This window comes from Streptacidiphilus pinicola, assembly GCF_003258295.1.
GTDB classification, from domain to species: Bacteria; Actinomycetota; Actinomycetes; order Streptomycetales; family Streptomycetaceae; genus Streptacidiphilus; species Streptacidiphilus pinicola.
The window spans coordinates 1-18,140 of record NZ_QKYN01000112.1; the positions used below are offsets into that span (position 1 = coordinate 1).

Sequence of the window (18,140 nt, forward strand, 5' to 3'; positions counted from 1 at the left end):
GGCGTCGAGGAGGGTGTCGGCGAGGGGTTCCAGGGCCGGGGCGGTGGTGTGGGCGGTGCGCAGGAGGGTGAGCAGGCGGGCGACGGAGTCGTCGTAGGGTTCGGTGCGCTCCTCGATCAGGCCGTCGGTGTAGAGCAGCAGCGTCCCGCCCGGGGCGAGGTGGTGCTCGGTCAGCGGGTAGTGCGCCGAAGGGTCGATGCCCAGGGGTGGGCCGCCCGGCAGGTCGAGTTCGCGCGGGTCGCCGTCCGTGCCGGTCAGCACGGGCAGCGGGTGGCCCGCGCGGGCGGCGAGGAGGCGGCCGGTCGCCGTGTCGAGGGTGACGTAGCAGCAGGTGGCGAAGAGGCCGGTGTCGAGCTCCGCGAGCAGCCGGCCGGTGCGTTCGAGCACCACGCCGGGGTCGTGGCCCTCGCGGGCGAAGGCCCGCAGCGCGACGCGCAGTTGGCCCATCACGCCGGAGGCGTGCGCGCTGTGGCCCTGGACGTCGCCGATCACCAGGCCGACGCGCTCGCCCGCGCCGTCGTGGTCCAGCTCCAGCACCTCGTACCAGTCGCCGCCGACCTCCATCCCGGCCGTACCCGGCCGGTAGCGGGCGGCGACGGTGTGGCCCGCGATGTCCGGGACGCGGCGCGGCAGCATCGCGCGCTGCAGTTCGGTGGCACGCTGGTGCGCCGCGTCGAAGTGCAGGGCGCGGCACAGGGCGTGCGCGATGATGCCGCTCAGCGCCGTGAACGTGGCCCGCAGCGCCTCGTCGAAGCGGCGCACGCCGGAGTAGCCGACGATGCAGCCGCCTATGCGGTCGCCCGCCGCGATCAGCGGCAGCACCGCCCAGGAGCGGACCAGCGGGCGCTGCCCGGGCGGGGGCGGCGCGGAGACGCCCTCGACGAAGACCGGCTGCTCCTGCTCGATCGCCCGCCGCATCACCGCCGTGGCGGCGGGACGCAGCGGGTGCAGTGCCTCGGGCTGCGGCTGGTGCAGCGGGCGGGCGCCGAGGTTGACCAGCTCGCCGTCAGGCGTGAGGTGGATCAGGAAGGTCTCGGCGTTGAGAGCCGGCCGGGCGATGTCGGTCAGCACCCGCATCACGTCGGCCGCGGTGGTGGCCCGGGAGAGCGCGCGGGTGATCGTCAGCAGGAACCTGTCGGCGCTCTGCGGGTCGTCATCGGGCCCGGGGGCGGTGGACGGGGCTGCGGGCGGGGCGGACGGATCCGGCGGGTCGGGCGCCGGGCCCGTCAACGACGGTGTGGCGTGGGCCGGGTAGCCGGGGTCGGGGCCGTCGTCGGTGCGGTCGATGACCAGGCCGACCACGCGCGCGGGCCGCCCGTCCGGACCGAGCAGGACCTCGCCACGCTCCTCGATCCGCCGCACGCCGCCCTCGCGTTGCACGATGCGGTAGCGGTTGCGGTACCGGCCGCCGCGCTCCAGCACCTCGGCGGTGGCGGCCGCGAGCCGCGCCGCGTCGGAGGCGTGCAGGGCGGCGAAGAACGCCTCGGCCCGGCCGTTGAAGTCCTCCGGGGCCACCCCGACGAGGTCGCAGACCGCGTCGTCCCAGTGCAGGGCGCCGGTGGCCAGATCCCAGTGGAAGGCGCCGGCGCGGGCGGCCCGCACGGATTCCGGCAGCAGCGGCCGCGCCTCCTGTGCCAGAGCTGATGGCTCCGGTTCCACCTGTCCCCGTTCCACGAACGCCTGCCTCATGCTGCCGCACGCGCCCGAGGGCCGGGGCGTAGTCGCCGACTGGTGATCGGTTGATCACATCAGATCACCCGATTATGGCGACTACGTCCCGGCCTGGGCTATCGGCGCGCCGTCAGATGCGGTCGGCGGCGATGAGGAGGTATTGGAAGCTGCCGTCCTTGTAGGCGTCGAGGAAGGCCTTTTCGATGCCGGTGGTGAGGTGGGACTGGGCGCGCAGTTCCCAGTAGGGAATGGTCGCGGCCGTCAGGTCGATGACGCTGACGGGGACGAGGCGGTTGGCGGCCATTTCCTTGAAGTAGGTGCTGCGGGGGTGGATGTCGCAGATGTAGTGGGCGTTGATCTCGCTCACCGCGCGGGAGGGGAGGCCGTAGGTGTCGTTGTAGCAGCCGGTGATGGTGACGTAGCGGCCGCCGCGCTTGAGCTGGCGGGCGTGTTCGGCGAAGAGCTGGGAGAGTTCGACGTACATGGTGGACTCGTTGTTCCAGATGCCGTCGAAGGCCGCGGTCTCGAAGCCGGTGTCGAGCATGTTGCGCAGGTGGAAGCGGACCTTGTCGGCGACGCCGTGTTCCTTGGCCTGGAGGTTGGCGAACTCGACCTGGTGGCTGGAGATGGAGATGCCGTCGACCTGGCAGCCGAAGCGCTGGTTGGCGACCAGGCTGCCGCCGCCGCGGCCGCAGCCGGCGTCGAGCAGGCGGCCGTCGGCCGGGATCGGCCCCAGATGGTCCGCGAGCAGCTGCGCCTGCACGCTCTCCAACCGGTGCAGCTCCCGGACGGTGCGCTCCTCGCGGGTGTCCTCGGGTCCCTCCAGGACGGACCAGTCGGGCTCACCGATGCCGTAGTGGTGGTGGTAGAAGCCGTCGACCTCGCCCAGGCGCAGGTTGACGGGGTTGCGCTCGGCGTTCCAGTAGGCCGCGACGGAGTCCTGGTAGGGGCTGGTACGCACGGACTGGGACGGGAGGACAGCACTCTTCTCGCTGAGGATCACAGCTTCTTGTCTCCGGTTCTCGGTGATCGTGATGTGGTGCTGGTGGAGCAGGTCGTGCTGGTGGAGCGGGTGGTGGCTCATGCGGCGGCAGCGCCGTCGCCGCCGTGGTAGCGGGCGCTGGTGCGGTGCCACGTGTGGCTGCCGCCCATCCAGGCCCAGACGCCCGCGAGGAAACGCTTGAGCTCGGGCGAGCCGAGCGCGCTGAGCGCGGCGGACTCGGCCTCGATGGTGTGCATCAACTCGTCGTGGATCAGCGCCGCCTGGTCGACCGCCTCCTGGAGGGTGCAACCGTCCTCGGCCGCGATCAGGTTGGGCAGGTTGGTGTCGGTCGGGTCCTCCTTGGCCATCGAGTACAGGTCGTTGAGGAGGACGTTGGCGACGCCGGCGTAGAGGTAGGTGCGGCGCACCCGGTGGTCGGCGAACTCGTGGGCGGGCAGCTCGTATCCGCCGACCGGGTCGACCAGCACCATGCACGGGAAGAAGGCGTTCTCGTACCGGTGCAGCAGGTACTCCCAGACGGCCGGCGTGCGGCCGGACATCCGCCACTCCGCCTCCTGGCCGTAGCCGACGAACATGATGGCCAACTCGTGCCGCAGCCGGGCGACCTGGGTCGGGTTGGCGATCGTCGACAGCAGCGTCAGCGCGGAGCGGAACGCCTTCAGCACCGGCTCGGCGGCGACGACCTGCTCGAACTGCCCGTAGTAGCGCGGTGGCAGACGCACCGGGTCGACGACCGCGTGCGCGAGGGCGACCCGGTTGCCGATCAACTCCGGCCTGGTGTCCTCGCCCTCGTCGACCCAGTGGTCGTCCACCGCCCACTCCGCCAGCCCGCACCGGGCCGCGGCGAGCAGCCGGTCCGGGTCGTCGGTGTCGGGGTGGGCCAGCATGAACAGCCGGCCGAAGTCGTGCGAGCGCAACCGCTCCAAGCGGCCCTGGAACAGCCCCATTTCGTCCGCCCAGGCCACCAGCCGGTCGTTGACGACCCGCCCGAGCGCCGGGTCGTCGCGGACCGCCTCCGGGCAGTAGAGCGGCGGCACGGTGACCGCGCTGCCGGTCGCCTTGGGAGCTTCCGGGGCCTCGGGGGCTTCGGGTGCCAGGGGATCCGGCGCGGCGGCTTCCGGGGCCGCCTCGGCCTCCCGGAAGAGCCGGACGGCGGTGGTGCCGGGACCGGCCGGGCCGGAGAGGATGCGCCCCAGCAGCCCCTCGTCGAGGTGCAGCATCGTGGTTCCCGTCCTTGCCTACGCGTGCGGAGCCGCGATGTCGACGTTCTCGAGGATCCCGATCGCGTCCGGGACCAGGATCGCCGCCGAGTAGTACGCGGTGACCAGGTAGGAGATGATCGCCTTCTCGTCGATGCCCATGAAGCGGACGTTCAGGCTCGGCTCGACCTCGTCCGGCAGGCCCAACTGGTGCAGGCCGACCACGCCCTGGTTGTCCTCGCCCATGCGCATGGCCATGATCGAGGTGGTGTGCCCGTCCTCGATCGGCAGCTTGCCGCAGGGGTAGATCGGCACCCCGCGCCAGGCCGGGATCCGGTGGCCGTTGCGGTCGATGGTGTCCGGGTAGAGGCCGCGCCGGTTGCACTCGCGGAAGAACGCCGCGATCGCCTTGGGGTGGGCCAGGAACATGGTGGTGCTGCGCCGCATGCTGAGCAGCTGGTCCATGTCGTCCGGGGTGGGCGGCCCGGACCAGGTGCTGACCCGCTGGTCGTAGGCGGTGTTGTGGAGCAGCCCGAACTCCCGGTTGTTGACCAGCTCCCACTCCTGCCGCTCGCGGATCGCCTCCACGGTCAGCTTGAGCTGCTGCTCGGTCTGGTTCATCGGCTTGTTGTAGAGGTCCGCGACCCGGGAGTGGATCCGCAGCACCGTCTGAGTCAGGCTCAGGTCGTACTCGCGCGGGGCGAGTTCGTAGTCCACGAAGGTGTTCGGGATGACCGGCTCGCCGTCGTGGCCCGCACTGAGGTCGATCGGCGCCTCGCCCTTGCTGTTCGTCGCGCGCTGCGACTCGGCGACGAACCGCTGGATGTGGTCCCGCAGTTGCGGCGCGCGGTCGAACAGGTCCAGCACGCCGGACCAGGGCAGCACCATGATGGTGCCGGACGTCGACGCCCGTGCGGTGTGCAGCCAGAGCGGGTCGCTGGTCAGCACGGCCTCGTCGCCGAGGTGGTCGCCGTCGGTCAGCACGCCGAGGACGTTGGTGTCGCCGTACTTGCCCGTGCCCAGCCGGTCGATCCGGCCGTGGGCGACGATGAACACCTCCTCGATCGGCGAGCCCTCCTCGACGAGCACCTCGCCCGCGTGGAAGTCCCGCACCTGGAACCGGGAGGCGAGCTCCTCGAGCACGGCCATGTCGTCGAAGTCGCGCAGCGCGGGGATCTCCCGCAGCGTCTCCGGCACGATCCGCACGTCGTCGGCCCCACCCTGCACGAACCCGACGCGTCCGCGCCCCACCGCCAGCGTCAGCCGCCGGTTGACGCGGTAGGTGCCGCCGGCGACGTTGACCCACGGCAGGTTCTTGAGCAGCCAGCGTGAGCTGATGCCCTGCATCTGCGGTGTGGACTTGGTCGTGGTCGCCAGGTTGCGCGCGGCGCGGGTACTGAGGCTCTGCTGGTCGGGAGCTCCGTCGACCCCTGCGGGGCTCTCCGTGGCCTCCATGGACATGAGTGCGACCTCCTCGGTCATCGGGCGTGATTCCAGTAAGCGACACGTGAGTTGGCTGTGGGGGTGGCGCGGGGGGTGGGGGTGTTGAAAGTTGCGCGGCGTTGAACAGGCCGGGCCGGTAGGGCCCTCAGGCCTGGACGCACACCTGCTGGACCCGGCCGAGCAGGCCGCGGCCCGCCGCGGTGGAGTGGAAGGGCCGCAGTCTGCTGCGCAGCGTGCGCACGGCGCGGTCCGCCCGCGCGCTGCGCAGCAGCGGATAGTCGTCAAGGAAGGCGTGCCAGGCGGTGCAGGCCTGTTCCAACGCGCCCCCGTCCAGCAGCAGTTCGCCCAGGCGGGCGGCGCCGACCGCCCGCGTCCGGCGCTCCTCCGGCGGGCGCAGCTGCAGGGAGCGCCGCAGGGCGGCGACCGCGCCGGCCCGGTCGCCGAGGGCGCTGAGGACCTCCGACTCGTGGTCCTCGTGGGCGGCCCGGTGGTAGTCACCGGCGCCCTCGGAACGGCCCAGCAGTTCGGCGGAACGTTGCAGCACGGTCAGCGCGCGCCGCCGCTCCCCGCGCGCCGCCGCGGCGACGGCCAGCTGTCCGGTGACAGCCGCCGCGAGCCAGGTCGGCAGCCGCGTGCGCAGCGCGGAGGCGGCCTCCGCGAGCTCCAGGGCGTGCTCGCGGTGCCCGAGCGCCTGGGCCTGCACGCTCAGCCCGCGCAGCGCAGCGGCCTGGCCGGTCGGGTCGTCGGCCTCGGCCGCGAGCAGGGTGGCGGCCTGGTAGTAGCCCTGAGCGACGCCCTGCCGGTGCTCGTCGAAGCACATGGAGCCGGCCAGGCAGGCGAGCGCGGAGGAGACCAGCAGCAGCTCCCGCCGCGCCTTGGGCGCGGCCGGCGCCGCGAGCCAACCGGCGACGCTGCTGCGCAGGAAGCCGGTGAGGGCCGCGCGCGAGTGCCCGCCACCGAAGGCGGAGTCGACGGTGGTGAAGGTCCGCAGCATGTCCTGCGCGGCGCGCGTGTGGGAGACCGTCACCCGCTCCGTTGCCGCACCGGTCGTCCCGTGCGCGGAGCCGGGGGCGGATAAGGAGACCGGGGTGGGCGCGGCGAGCCGGTAGGGGCGCGTACGCGGCTGGACGGTGTCGAGCTCGGTGAGGTCGTGCAGGGCCGTCCGGGGCGTCGGACCCTCATCCGATGCGGTGGGCGCAGGGGCGAAGCCGACGTCCGCGAGGTGCAGCGGACGCCCGAGCTGCCGGGCGAGCGTCTCGGCGACGACGGCCGCGACGGCGGCCAGCGGGCGGGTGCCGCCCATCCAGTGGGCGACGGAGGTGCGGTCGTATCGCAGCGTCAGGCCGATCTCGGCTCCCGCCCGGTTCACGGCTCGGGCGAGAGCGGCTCCGCTCCAGCCGGCCTCCTGGGCGAGCGCACGCAGGCGTGCGTTGGGGTGCCGTGGCGCCATGGTCGTGCAGTCCTCCGGTCCTGAGGGGTGGGGACCGGCTCACGTTCGCGGGTCCTCGTCCGATAGATGAACCGTTCCGTCCGCATCGACGCGCGGGTCGCGCAGCGCAAAGGAGCGCGGCCCGGCGCACCCGCCTCACGCGCGCTTGGCCATGACAAGCCGTGGACGATCCGTCAACCGGTCATGTTCGACATGTACACGACGCCAGTGGTGACCGTGGGCGTCCCGGGTGGGCGCTCGACGACCAAGATCGATCAGAAGCGGTCGGCGGAGGCCGTTCGACCTCGGTCGTCGGACCGGCGCACGGCGTGGTGAAGGGGCGCACGTTCGAAGCGCCGGACGACCCACTGTGCGCCCCCGGCCCCGTGCCTCCGCCATCCGGGCCAGTCCGGCGCGCGCTCACCGTCCGCGCGGGCGATGCTGACCATCCGACGGCTCGTCACCCGGACCCGTCCCCGGGACTCGTCACTCCAGAGAGGACGCTGGCCATGGCTCAGCAGCAGCTGTGGGCGCCCCCGCCCCCGATGCCGAACGGCGAGGTCCTCCCGGAGCTCGACGTGCCCGCGCCGGCCGCGCAGCGGCGCTGGACCGTGCTGCTGCGCTGGCTGCTGGCGATCCCGCACTACATCGTGCTGGCGGTGCTGGGCTTCGTCGGCTTCTTCGTGGTCGTCGCCGGCTGGTTCGCCGCGCTCGTGCTGGGCCGGCTGCCCGGGCCGATCGCCCGCTACCTCACCGGCCTGCTGATCTACCAGACCCGGGTCTCCGCCTACAGCATGCTGCTGGTCGACCAGTACCCGCCCTTCGCCTTCGACGCGCCCGGCTACACCGTGCAGGTCGACGTCCGTCCGGCCGAACTGAACCGGCTCGCGGTGCTCTTCCGGCTGATCCTGATGATCCCGGCGGGGATCGTGCAGAGCCTGGTCACCACCGGCTGGTACGTGGTCGCCCTGGTCATCTGGATCGTCACGCTGGTGCTGGGCCGGCTGCCCGAGCCCGCCTTCGGCGCGACCGCGGCCACCGTCCGCTTCGCCATGCGGTTCGGCGCCTACGCGTCGATGCTGACCGCGGCCTACCCCAAGCGCCTCTTCGGTGACGAGTCGCTCGCGCTGGCGGAACGCCGCTCGGCGAGCCGGCCGCTGCTGCTGTCCACCGGGGCCAAGGTGCTGGTCGTCGTCTTCCTGGTGCTGGGCCTGGCCAACTCCGCCTGGAGCTCGGCGGTGAACTCGGGGAACAACAGCAACAGCACCACGGCCACGACCGGCGCCGGTCCCGCCCACTGACCCGGATCGGCCGCGCCCGGCCGGATATGGCAGGGTCTGCGGCATGAGCCTCACCGACGACCTGTGGTCCGACATCGAGTCGATCTACGCCGAGATCCTGCAGCACCCCTTCGTGCGCGGGCTGACCGACGGCACGCTGCCGCGCCCGGCGTTCCGGCACTTCGTCGAGCAGGACTCGCTCTACCTGCGCGACTACGCCCGCGCCCTCGCCCTGTGCGGGGCGCGCGCCCCGCAGGCGGCGGCGCTGCAGGCCTTCGTCGAGGACGCGGTCGGTGCGCTCGCGGCCGAGCAGGAGATGCTGGCGGGCTTCGGCGCGGAGCTCGGCGAGGAGCTGGGGCAGCTGGTCCTGCCGACCACCCGCGCCTACACCAGCCACCTGCTGGCCGTCGCCCACGGCGGCAGCTACGCCGAGGCGGTCGGCGCGGTGCTGCCCTGCTACTGGATCTACGCCCGGGTCGGCGCGCACCTGCTGGAGAAGTCCTCCCCGGACCGGCTCTACGCCCGCTGGATCGCGGCCTACGGAGACGAGGCCTTCCAGTCCGTCGTCCGCCGGGTCCTGGAGCTGACCGACGCCCTGGGCGCCGAGGTCTCCCCGGCGGAGCGGGCGCGGATGCGCGAGCGGTTCGTCACCTCCTCCCGCTACGAGTGGATGTTCTGGGACGCGGCCTGGCAGGGCGAGCGTTGGCCCGTCTGACCGGTCGACGGCGTCTGGCCGGTCGACGGCGTGTGGCCCTGCTCGTCCTCGCCGCGGCGGTCGTGGCCGTGACGGCGGTGCTCGGCGCCTCCGAGGCGCAGCGGTTCGCCACCCATCTGCTCGCCCGGTCCGACCCCTTCTCCTCCCTGCCGGCCGTGTCGGCGGGCGCCGCGTTCGTGCTGCTCTACGCCGCCGCGACGGTCGCGCTGGTGCCCAAGCCGGTGCTGAACCTCGCGGCGGGCGCGTGGTTCGGCCTGGCCGAGGGCCTGCCGCTGGCCGTCGCCGCGACGACCCTCGGCGCGGCCGCGTCGTTCCTGCTGGGCCGCGCGGCTCTGCGCGGACGACGCCTCGGATTCCTGGAGCGTCGCGGCTGGTCCACGCTGGACCGGGAGTTGAGCGACCGCGGCTTCCGCTCGGTGCTGGCGCTGCGGCTGCTGCCGGTGCTGCCCTTCGCCGCGATCAACTACGGCTGCGCGGTGGGAGGCACCCGCCTCGCCCCCTTCACTGCGGCGACCGCCCTCGGCGTCGTCCCGGGCACCGCCGCCCTCGTCCTCGCGGGCGCCACGGCCTCCGCCCCCAGCGCCACCGGCACCTGGTCCTCCCTCGCCGCCCTCGCCCTGCTGACCTGCGTCACCCTCGCCCCTCGCCTGCGTCGCCGGGCGGCGCAGCCGTAACCACGTTCGAACCGGCATCATGGTGCGAGTACGACACACACGCCACGGGGGAGGGGCGCGCATGCGCGAGCCGTACGAGCTGGAGGTCCGCAGGCCGGGCCGGGGACGCGCGGGGTGGGAGGCGCTGCGCCGTGCCCTCCGCGCGGCGCTCGCGTGAGGGCGTACGGGACGCGCTGGATCCGCTGGATCTGGGCGATCGGTTTCGCCGAGGGCGCGTGCATGCACGTCTGGTACCTGGTGCAGGGCGGGCTGCACGCGTTCCGGGGTGAGCCGATCGTCATCCAGCTGTTCTTCCACGCGGAGCTGCTGCTCGATCCGCTGGTGCTCCTGCTGATGCTCCGCCGGAGCCGGGCCGCGGCGTGGTTGGGGCCGGCGGTGCTGCTCTGCGACACGGTCGCCTTCTGGTGGCTCTGCTGGGACGACCTGCTGCGTCACCCCGCGGCGTACCTGAAGCTGACCGGCCTGCCCGCCGTCACGGTGTTCGGCCTCTTCGTGCTGATCACCGCCGTGCCCCTGCATCGCGCGTACGCCGCGCGGCGGGTGCCGCTGATCGACTGAACGCGTGGGGTGCTACCCCGGATCGTGGTGTTCACCGTATCCCTACCGGTCCGTCACAGGTAGGCTCTCCGCGTCCCGACGGGCCGTCAGGCCCGCGGTGCAGCACGGGCCCGCACAGTCGAGAACTGACGAGAACCGACACATTCGGGGGTTTCATGCGCATCCGTACCAGGGCTTCACTCGCCGCCGTCGCGTGCGCCGCACTCGCGGTCGTCGCCTCCGCAGCGGCACCGGCCGGCGCGGCCGGTAACGGCCACAGCGGCTACCTCGGCAGGGTCTCGCCGGGTGACCCCTACGCCTCCTGCAACATCAGCGGCGACGGAACAGGCACCAACTACCCCGGTACCGCGGACGAGCCGTGGGTGGCCGCCAACCCGCGCGACCCGCACCAGGTCATCTCGATGTACCAGCAGGACCGCTGGTCCAGCGGTGGCGCGCGCGGCGTGGCCGAGAGCTGGAGCAGCGACGGGAAGCACTTCCACCACGTGGCCCTGCCGTTCACCCACTGCACGCCCGGCGGGCTCGACTACCAGCGCGCCTCCGACGCCTGGGTGAGCTTCGGGCCCGACGGCACCGCCTACGCCAGCGCGCTGGTCTTCGACGCCGCCACCAACCGCAACGGCGTCGCCGCCGCCACCTCCTACGACGGTGGGCGGACCTGGAAGCACCTCACCAAACTGATCGACGACAACGACGCGGCGATCGGCAACGACAAGAACTCCGTCACCGCCGACCCGAACCACGCCGGCGTCGCCTACCAGGTGTGGGACCGCCTCGACCAGACCACCGGAGCGAACGCGAGCTTCACCGGTCCCGCGTACCTCTCCGTCACCCGTGACGGTGGCCGTACCTGGTCCAAGGCCCGGCCGTTCGTCGACACCACGGCGGTGCCGAACTCGCAGACCATCGGCAACGTCATCGTCGTGGACCGCCACTCCGGCACGCTCTACGACTTCTTCACCAGCATCACCTACACCGACGCCACCGCGAACACCGTGCTGGACAGCCACTACGCGATGGTGACCTCGCACGACCAGGGCCGCACCTGGAGCAAGCCCGCCCGGGTCACCAAGGACAGCTCCGTCAACGAGGTCGACCCGAACCTGCCCACCGACCCGAACGGTTCGCTGCGCGCGGGCGGCGGCCTCGGCAGTGTCGCGATCGACCCGGTCACCGGTGAGCTCTACCTGGCCTACGAGGGCTCGGACTTCAGCGGCGGCAAGTTCGACCAGGTCCAGCTGGTCCACTCGACCGACCACGGCCGCACCTGGTCGGCGCCGGTGCGCCTGAACCAGTCGCCCAACACGCCGGCGTTCACGCCGACCATCACGGTCGACGCGCACGGCACCGTCGCGGTGACCTACTACGACCTGCGCTACCTGCAGCCCGGCAACGTCACCACACTGCCGACGGCGGGGTGGCTGCTCACCTTCCCGCGCGGCGGGGAGGCGAACCCGGTGGAGCGTCAGATCACGCCGGTCTTCGACTGGTTGCTCGCCCCGATGGCGGGCGGCCACATGCTCGGCGACTACGCGGGCCTGACGACGGACGGCCCGTTCGTGCGCCCGGTCCTCGTGGAGACGAACACGCCCGCGGCGGGCGTGAACACCGCGGACGCCTTCTCGGGCCTCTACAGCCCGTCGAGCCTGCACGGTCCGGGCGGCTTCGTCGGCCCGAAGCTCACCGCGACGGGGAAGAGCGGCGTCGCCCGCGTCTTCGACCGACTGCGTCGCTGAGCTGGTCGAGGGGCGCGGGGACCGAGAGGTCCCCGCGCCCCTCAGTGCTACTCGTTGTGCAGCACCTGGGCGATGGTCAGCCGTGCCGCCGCCCGGGAGGGGATGAGCGCGCCGAGGGTCGCCAGGACCACGCCGGAGAGCAGGAGCAGGGCGATCGCGCCCGGGTGCCAGACCTCCACCATGGGGGCCGGGAAGGCGATCCCGCCGGCCCGGCCGGTGATCGGCACGACCAACGCGTGCGCCAGCACGCCCAGCGGGACGCCCAACAGGCCACCGGCCAGGCCCAGCGCGCCCATGGAGGCGACCATCATCACCGTCACCTGACGTGGCGTCATGCCGATCGACTTCAGCATGCCGAGGTCGCGACGGCGCTCCCGGGCGTTCAGCACCACGGTGTTGAAGACACCCAGCGCCGCGACCGCGCCCAACAGCAGCGTCAGGATGGTCGAGGAGGCGATGGCGGTCGTCGCTCCGGCGTTGACCGTCACCTTGGCCGACGGGCGCAGACCGGGGTCCGCGGCGCGCACCGCTCGGCCGTACGCGCCCACGTCGGTGCCGGACGCGAGCCTCACCAGGTACTGGCGGCCGGTGAGGGTCGGGCTCACGGCCAGCGCGGTGGACCAATCGGTGAAGACGTAGTCGGGGTCGCCGGAGAGGGTCTCGCCGACGACGGTCACCGGCTCCTGGCGACCGGCGGTCTGCAGGGTCAGCCGGTCACCCAGCGACACCCCCCACTCCTCCAGGAAACCGGGCGGCGCGACGATCTCGCCGGGCCCGTGGAACGAGCGCCCCTGCACCACCAGCGCTCCGACGTCGGCGGAACTGCCCCGGTACGCCCTGAGGTTCAGCCCCTTGGCGTGACCGGCCAGGCGGGCCGGGGCGTAGGTGGTGGCAGTCACCTGCACGGCGCCGGGCAGCGAGCCGAGCAGGGACTGGATCTGCGGATCGGTGTGCGTCGGTGGCGTCATGCCGAACTCCGCGCGGCCGGTGTCCACCTCCACCTGGTAGCTGCCGTTGCCCTCCTCCGCGTTGCCGTAGGCGGTCATCGTGGCGGCCAGCCCGTTCGCGAAGGTCACCGTCGCGACGCCGAGGACCACCGCGGCCAGGGTCAGCGCGCTGCGCCCGGGGCGGGCGAACGGCAGGCCGAGGCCCAGGCTGACCGAACGCGGCAGCCGCGTCGCGGACAGCCGCCGCTGGATGCCGAGCGCCCGGCCGCCGCGCGGCGCGCTGCCCGCGCTGATCGCCCGTGCCGCGGACAGGCCGCGGGCCCGCAGCGACGGCAGCAGCGCGGCCAGGACCACCAGCAGCGGCATGCCGAGCAGCGCGACGATGTTCACCCACGCGCTCAGGCCCAGGCTGTCGGCAAGGAACGCCCCGTCGACGCCGTGGAAGATCTGCTGCAGCAGCGGTTGCTCGGCCAGGTCGCCCAGCGCGGTGCCGAGCAGACAGCCGACGACCGCCGGCACGGACACCATGAGCAGGTAGATCGCCACCACCTGGTTCGGGGTGAAGCCGAGCGCCTTCAGCACCCCGATGTGGCGGAAGCCGGAGACCACCGCGCCGCTCACCACGTTGCCGACGATGAGCGCGGAGACCAGCAGCCCGAGGATCCCGAAGACCATGAGGAACGGAACGAAGGCGCTCGGGACGTGCTCCACGGCCCGTTCGAGGTCGAGGTATGACTGCGTGGCGGTGAGCGCCCCGCCGGGCACGGCGGCCCGCAGCGCGGCAGTGTCGGCCCGGATCTCGGCGTCGCCGTCCGCGTGCGCGAACCGGTACAGCAGCTGCACGGAGGTCGGGTGCAGAGCCGTGATCTGGCTCGGCGACACCCATGCGTCGGCGCTCTGACTGACGCTGGAGGCGAGCCCGACGACGGTGAGCGGGACGCCGCCGACGGTGACCCGGCTGCCCAGCGCCGCGTGCGGTCCGTCGTGGTCGAGGCCCGGGGGCGAGCTGAACACCACCTCCCCGGGCCCGGTGGCCCAGTGGCCCGACCACAGATTGACCCGGTCCACCGGGCCGGCCGGATCGGCGCGGCCCACGACGGTGACGGGGCCGGGGTCGTGCACGGTCACCGGCTGGTCCAGGGTCGCCACGGCCTGGTCGAACGGCCCGGCGGCCGCCGCGACGCCCGGCATGCGTGTGGTGTCCGCGAGTTGCCCGGGCCGGGTCTTGGCCGCGTCGAAGGTCGCGGTCACCTGCGCGCCCTGCTGCCGCGCGAAGGCCCGCTCGAACGGCGCCGTGGCAGCGTCCAGCAGCCCCAGGGCGACCACGATCGTCATCGTCGAGACCAACACCACCAGGGCGATGACGAGGGTCTGCAGCCTGCGTCGCCGCACCGCCGCGCGGGCGGCCTGCCAGACGGCCCTCATCCGGCCCGCTCCAGGCTGCGCTCGCCGGCCACCCGGCCGTCGGCGAGGTCGACGACGCGGTTGGCGCACCGGGTCGCCAGCCGCGGGTCGTGGGTGACCAGCAGCAGCGTCTGCCCGATCTGGTTCAGGTCCAGCAGCAGGTCCATCACCTGCTCGCCCGCGTGACTGTCCAGCGCCCCGGTCGGCTCGTCGGCCAGCAGCAGGGCCGGACGGTTCATCAGCGCGCGGGCGACCGCGACCCGTTGGCGCTCGCCGCCGCTCAGCACCGCCGGGTAGGCGTTGCGGCGGTCGGCGATGCCGAGCTCGTCGAGCAGTTCCTGCGCGCGGCGGCGCGCCTGGCGGGCCGGCGTGCCGGTCAACTGGGCCGCCAGCGCCACGTTGTCCAGGGCCGAGAGGTCGTCGAGCAGGTTGAAGAACTGGAACACCATGCCGATCCGGCGCCGCCGGAACAGGGCGAGCCCGGTCTCGTTCAGCCCGGTCAGGTCCTCCCCGTGCACCACGACCCGGCCGCTCGACGGGCGGTCCAGCCCCGCGACCATGTTCAGCAGCGTGGACTTGCCGCAGCCCGAGGGGCCCATCACCGCGACCGCCTCTCCGGCGCGGATCTCCAGGGAGACCCCGGCCAACGCCTCGGCCTCACCGAACTCCTTGCGGACCTCTTCCAGTCGCACCACCACCTTGGGCGTGGCGCCGTTCGCGGCGGCTTCGTTCACCGATCGACTCGTCATGCCCCGCAACGTACGGTCGGCGGGGCCGCCCGGGCATCCCACCCCGGGTGCAAGCCGGGCCGCACGTCATCCCGTGGATGTAGGCGCCTGCACCCGCCGTACGACGCGTGCCGCCGCTGGATCTGGGAGGGTGGCCGGGTGCGGGGATCATGGATGGACGGGCTGGTCGCGGTGCTCGTCGTGGCGTGCGTGGCGGCGGGATGGCTGGGCGTGGCCCTGGTGCGGGAGCGCCGCGCCGGGCGGCGGGCGCTCGGGGACCGGGGTTGGCTGCTGGAACGCGAGCGCGAGAACGCCGCGCAGGCCGCCGTCGCGGCGGAGCGGGCGCGGATCGCGCGGGAGTTGCACGACATCGTCAGCCACAACGTCAGCCTGATGGTCGTCCAGGCGAGCGCGGCCCGCGAGGTGCTGGCCGTGCTGCCCGACGAGGCGGCGGCGGCGCTGCGCGCCGTCGAGGACGCTGGCCGCGACACGATGACGGAACTGCGGCACCTGCTGGGCCTGCTGGCCCCCGCGCAGGACGGCTCCGAGCCGGAGGGAGAGGCAGCAGGGGCCGCGGACGGGGAGCTCCCCGAGGGCCTCGCACCCCAGCCCGGCCTGGACCGGCTGGGCTCGCTCGTGGACCGCGTCTCCTTCGCAGGAGTCCCCGTCGAGGTGCGGATCCTGGGCGAGCCGCGGCGCCTGCCGGCGGGCGTGGACGTGACCGCGTTCCGCATCGTCCAGGAGGCGTTGACCAACGCCCTGCGTCACGGGGATGGTGGCAGGGCCGAGGTGACGGTCCGTTACGCCGACGCCTCGCTGCGCGTCGAGGTGCTCACCACCGGCGCCAGCGTTCTCCTGGGGGGCGAGGGCGCGCCCGCCAGGACCGCCAACCCCGGTGCGGGACGCGGCCTGATGGGCCTGCGCGAGCGGGTCGGCGTCTACGGTGGCGAGCTCGACGCCCGGCGCCGGCTCGGCGGCGGCTACCGGGTCCGCGCCCGGATCCCGTTGGAGCGCGCGTGAGTACGCCGGAGGCGGCTGAGACCGAGCGGGTGCCGCGCGTACTGATCGCCGACGACCAGGAGCTGATCCGCACCGGCTTCCGGCTGATCCTCACCAGCCGCGGCATCGAGGTGGTCGGCGAGGCCGCCGACGGCGTCGAGGCGGTGGCGGCGGCGCGCCGACTGCGTCCGGACGTCGTGCTGATGGACATCCGCATGCCCAACCTCGACGGCCTGGAGGCGACTCGGCGGGTGCTGGCCGCCGACCCCGCCTGCCGGGTGCTCATCCTCACCACCTTCGACCTGGACCGCTACGTCTACGCGGCACTGGCGGCCGGCGCGAGCGGCTTCCTGCTCAAGGACGTCACCGCCACGCACCTCGCGGCGGCCGTCCGCCTGGTCGACACCGGCGACGCGCTGCTGGCCCCCTCCATCACCCGCCGCCTGGTCGAACGCTTCGCCTCGGCCGACCGCGCACCCGGCCCCCAGCCGGCCGCTCCAGCGACCCCCGCGCTGGACGCGCTCACCCCACGCGAACGCGAGGTGCTCACCCTCGTCGGCCGCGGCCTCTCCAACGGCGAGCTCGCCACCGCCCTCACCCTCAGCGAGGCGACGGTGAAGACCCACGTGGCCCGCATCTTCAACAAACTCGCCCTCCGCGACCGCGCCCAGGCGGTGGTCCTCGCCTACGAGACGGGCCTGGTCAGGCCGGGCTCGTAGCGCGGAGCCTGAGCGGGGGCTCAACTCCCGGCGAGCAGCCGGGCGCCGAGCGTGGTGCAGGTGTGGCGGGCGTACTTGCCGTCCCGGGCGGTGGCCACCAGCCCGGCCGCGCGCAGGGTCTTGGCGTGGTCGGAGGCGGTCGCCGCGCTGATGCCGAGGTGGCGGGCCAGGCCCCCGGTGGTCTGCGGCCGGGCCAGCAACTGCAGCACCTGGGCGCGGGTCGGACCGAGCAGCGCCGCCAGCGGATCCGCACCCGCCTCCGGCGGGGGGACCAGCGGCAGCGGTGTCAGCGCCGGGTAGACCAGCAGCAGCGAGCCGTCCGGGTGGGGGGCCCGCAGCGGCGTGCCGCGCCACAGCAGGGACGGCATCAGGGTGAGGCCGCGTCCGGACAGCGTGAGGTGGGCGTCGCCGCCGGGGCGCGGCAGCCGCAGGACGGTGCCGTCCTCCCAGTCGGCTCCCGGGACCAGACCGGCCAGCATCGCCTGCAGCCCCTGGGAGATGAGCACTTGCGCGCGCCAGGCGACGTCGGCCGCGAACCCGGCCTGGATCCGGGGCCACCAGGGGGGAAGCACACGGCGCAGCAGCGCGTCGAGGGAGAGCTGCAACTCCCGCCAGGCACGCGCCTCTCCGGCCGCGAGGGCGACGGCGCGCGGCGGCAGCTGGGCCAGACCGCGCCAGGTGTACCGCAGATCCTCGTCCACCAGCGCCCGTGGCGTGCCGAGGACATGCGCGAGCGCGTCCTCGCCGTCGGGCAGCGGGGGATCGAGGAACAGCGGTCCGAGGCCGTCGTCGGGACGTAACAGCTCGAGCAATCCGCCGACCGCGGAGGGGAGTTCACCGGCGAATCGGTGTCGCCAGCGGGCCAGGGCCTGGTCCGGGCTGCCGGCGCGCACCAGCGTCAGCGCCAGCATGCCCTCCACCAACGGTGAGGGCGCGGGCGCGAAGCGCACCCGGAGCAGGTCCTCGGGTGTGAAACGCATCCGCAGCATGGCCATCCCCCTCGAAGCCCTCCTCAGCCTGGCACGATTCGACCGTGCCCGAAAGGATCGCGTCGCGGTTGCGGCAGGCGCAGTCTCGACGCATGAAGACGTCCCAGAGAACCCGCCGCACCGTCGGCGCGCTGCTCGCCGGCGGACTCGCCCTCGGCCTCGCCCTCCCGGCGGCGGCGGCCTCCGCGGCAGCGCCGCAGGACCAGCCCGGTCCCTGGCAGCCGTACCGCAGCGGCACGTTCACCGATCCTGCCGGCACCGCCTGTGCCTTCACCCTGACGGGTGTTCCGGTGTCGGACCGCGAGGAGATCCGCACTCTGGCCGTGGACAGCTCGGGGGAGCCCACGGAGCAGGAGATCAAGGGTCAGCTCGTGGTCCGCTACACCAACGAGTCCAACGGCAGGTCGGCGGACGAGAACCTGACCGGGGTGGGGTGGTTGTACTACCACGCCGACGGCAGCCAGACCTGGGTGATCTCCGGTCACTTCGGGATGGGCATCCACCCGGGCAACCCGTACTCCGCGCCCGGCTACTGGATCCTGAACGGAAGGATCACCCTGCAGATCGACACCGCCCACCACTCCTACGTCTCCGCCCACGACGGAACCACGGAGGACCTCTGCGCCGAGCTCACCTGACGTACGGC

17 protein-coding genes are annotated in these 18,140 nt (G+C 73.3%); 9 read left to right on the forward strand and 8 right to left on the reverse strand.

Translation table 11 applies throughout. The features are described from left to right. The 5 genes from DN069_RS26970 to DN069_RS26990 all read right to left on the reverse strand — a co-directional run. Positions 1-1,659 (reverse strand): SpoIIE family protein phosphatase (locus DN069_RS26970; protein ID WP_165845649.1); only part of this gene is annotated, 1,659 nt, incomplete at its 3' end. Between the two features lie 142 nt (positions 1,660-1,801). After that, positions 1,802-2,755 (reverse strand): geranyl diphosphate 2-C-methyltransferase, encoded by a 954-nt coding sequence (locus DN069_RS26975; RefSeq protein WP_111505212.1) that lies wholly within the window; start codon positions 2,753-2,755, stop codon positions 1,802-1,804. Beyond that, positions 2,752-3,894 carry a family 2 encapsulin nanocompartment cargo protein terpene cyclase gene (locus DN069_RS26980; RefSeq protein WP_243639777.1) on the reverse strand — a complete coding sequence of 381 codons (1,143 nt, stop codon included), beginning with the start codon at positions 3,892-3,894 and terminating at the stop codon, positions 2,752-2,754. The genes DN069_RS26975 and DN069_RS26980 overlap by 4 nt, the downstream gene beginning before the upstream one ends. Before the next feature lie 18 nt (positions 3,895-3,912). Next, the gene (locus tag DN069_RS26985) at positions 3,913-5,355 is read right to left on the reverse strand and encodes a family 2B encapsulin nanocompartment shell protein (RefSeq protein ID WP_111505214.1); all 1,443 of its coding nucleotides are present in this window, start codon (positions 5,353-5,355) and stop codon (positions 3,913-3,915) included. A gap of 106 nt (positions 5,356-5,461) precedes the next feature. Continuing rightward, positions 5,462-6,766 (reverse strand): NsdA family TPR-like regulatory protein, encoded by a 1,305-nt coding sequence (locus DN069_RS26990; RefSeq protein WP_111505216.1) that lies wholly within the window; start codon positions 6,764-6,766, stop codon positions 5,462-5,464. 66 nt (positions 6,767-6,832) lie between these two features. On the opposite strand from DN069_RS26990, the gene DN069_RS39515 reads away from it, so the two are divergent. From DN069_RS39515 to DN069_RS27015, 6 genes are all read left to right on the forward strand, one after another. After that, on the forward strand, positions 6,833-7,081 hold the full coding sequence (locus tag DN069_RS39515) for a hypothetical protein (protein ID WP_133260047.1): 249 nt from the start codon (positions 6,833-6,835) through the stop codon (positions 7,079-7,081). A gap of 173 nt (positions 7,082-7,254) precedes the next feature. Next, entirely contained in the window at positions 7,255-8,046 is a 792-nt protein-coding gene (locus DN069_RS26995; RefSeq protein ID WP_111505218.1) for a DUF4389 domain-containing protein, read from the forward strand. A 43-nt stretch (positions 8,047-8,089) separates the two neighbouring features. Further along, a complete protein-coding gene (gene tenA / locus DN069_RS27000) occupies positions 8,090-8,740 on the forward strand; it encodes a thiaminase II (RefSeq protein ID WP_111505220.1) in 651 nt (216 codons plus the stop codon). Between the two features lie 32 nt (positions 8,741-8,772). Continuing rightward, the gene (locus DN069_RS27005) at positions 8,773-9,414 is read left to right on the forward strand and encodes a TVP38/TMEM64 family protein (RefSeq protein WP_165845650.1); all 642 of its coding nucleotides are present in this window, start codon (positions 8,773-8,775) and stop codon (positions 9,412-9,414) included. Positions 9,415-9,567: 153 nt separating this feature from the next. Continuing rightward, on the forward strand, positions 9,568-9,972 hold the full coding sequence (locus DN069_RS27010) for a hypothetical protein (RefSeq protein ID WP_111505224.1): 405 nt from the start codon (positions 9,568-9,570) through the stop codon (positions 9,970-9,972). 155 nt (positions 9,973-10,127) lie between these two features. Further along, on the forward strand, positions 10,128-11,708 hold the full coding sequence (locus tag DN069_RS27015) for a sialidase family protein (RefSeq protein WP_111505226.1): 1,581 nt from the start codon (positions 10,128-10,130) through the stop codon (positions 11,706-11,708). Positions 11,709-11,755: 47 nt separating this feature from the next. Here DN069_RS27015 and DN069_RS27020 read toward each other — a convergent pair whose 3' ends face one another. Beyond that, positions 11,756-14,080, reverse strand: coding sequence for an ABC transporter permease (locus DN069_RS27020; protein ID WP_111505228.1), 2,325 nt, complete (start codon positions 14,078-14,080; stop codon positions 11,756-11,758). Then, positions 14,077-14,808 carry an ABC transporter ATP-binding protein gene (locus DN069_RS27025; protein ID WP_111505230.1) on the reverse strand — a complete coding sequence of 244 codons (732 nt, stop codon included), beginning with the start codon at positions 14,806-14,808 and terminating at the stop codon, positions 14,077-14,079. Before DN069_RS27025 ends, DN069_RS27020 begins: the two co-directional genes overlap by 4 nt. Before the next feature lie 153 nt (positions 14,809-14,961). On the opposite strand from DN069_RS27025, the gene DN069_RS27030 reads away from it, so the two are divergent. Further along, complete coding sequence (locus tag DN069_RS27030) at positions 14,962-15,807, forward strand: sensor histidine kinase (RefSeq protein WP_111505232.1); 846 nt, start codon at positions 14,962-14,964, stop codon at positions 15,805-15,807. Beyond that, positions 15,804-16,505: a response regulator transcription factor gene (locus DN069_RS27035; protein WP_207892272.1), complete on the forward strand. Its 702-nt coding sequence runs from the start codon at positions 15,804-15,806 to the stop codon at positions 16,503-16,505. Before DN069_RS27030 ends, DN069_RS27035 begins: the two co-directional genes overlap by 4 nt. A 20-nt stretch (positions 16,506-16,525) precedes the next feature. Here DN069_RS27035 and DN069_RS27040 read toward each other — a convergent pair whose 3' ends face one another. Beyond that, complete coding sequence (locus DN069_RS27040) at positions 16,526-17,494, reverse strand: ArsR/SmtB family transcription factor (protein WP_165845651.1); 969 nt, start codon at positions 17,492-17,494, stop codon at positions 16,526-16,528. A 92-nt stretch (positions 17,495-17,586) separates the two neighbouring features. On the opposite strand from DN069_RS27040, the gene DN069_RS27045 reads away from it, so the two are divergent. Then, the gene (locus tag DN069_RS27045) at positions 17,587-18,132 is read left to right on the forward strand and encodes a hypothetical protein (protein WP_111505236.1); all 546 of its coding nucleotides are present in this window, start codon (positions 17,587-17,589) and stop codon (positions 18,130-18,132) included. Positions 18,133-18,140: the final 8 nt, after the last annotated feature.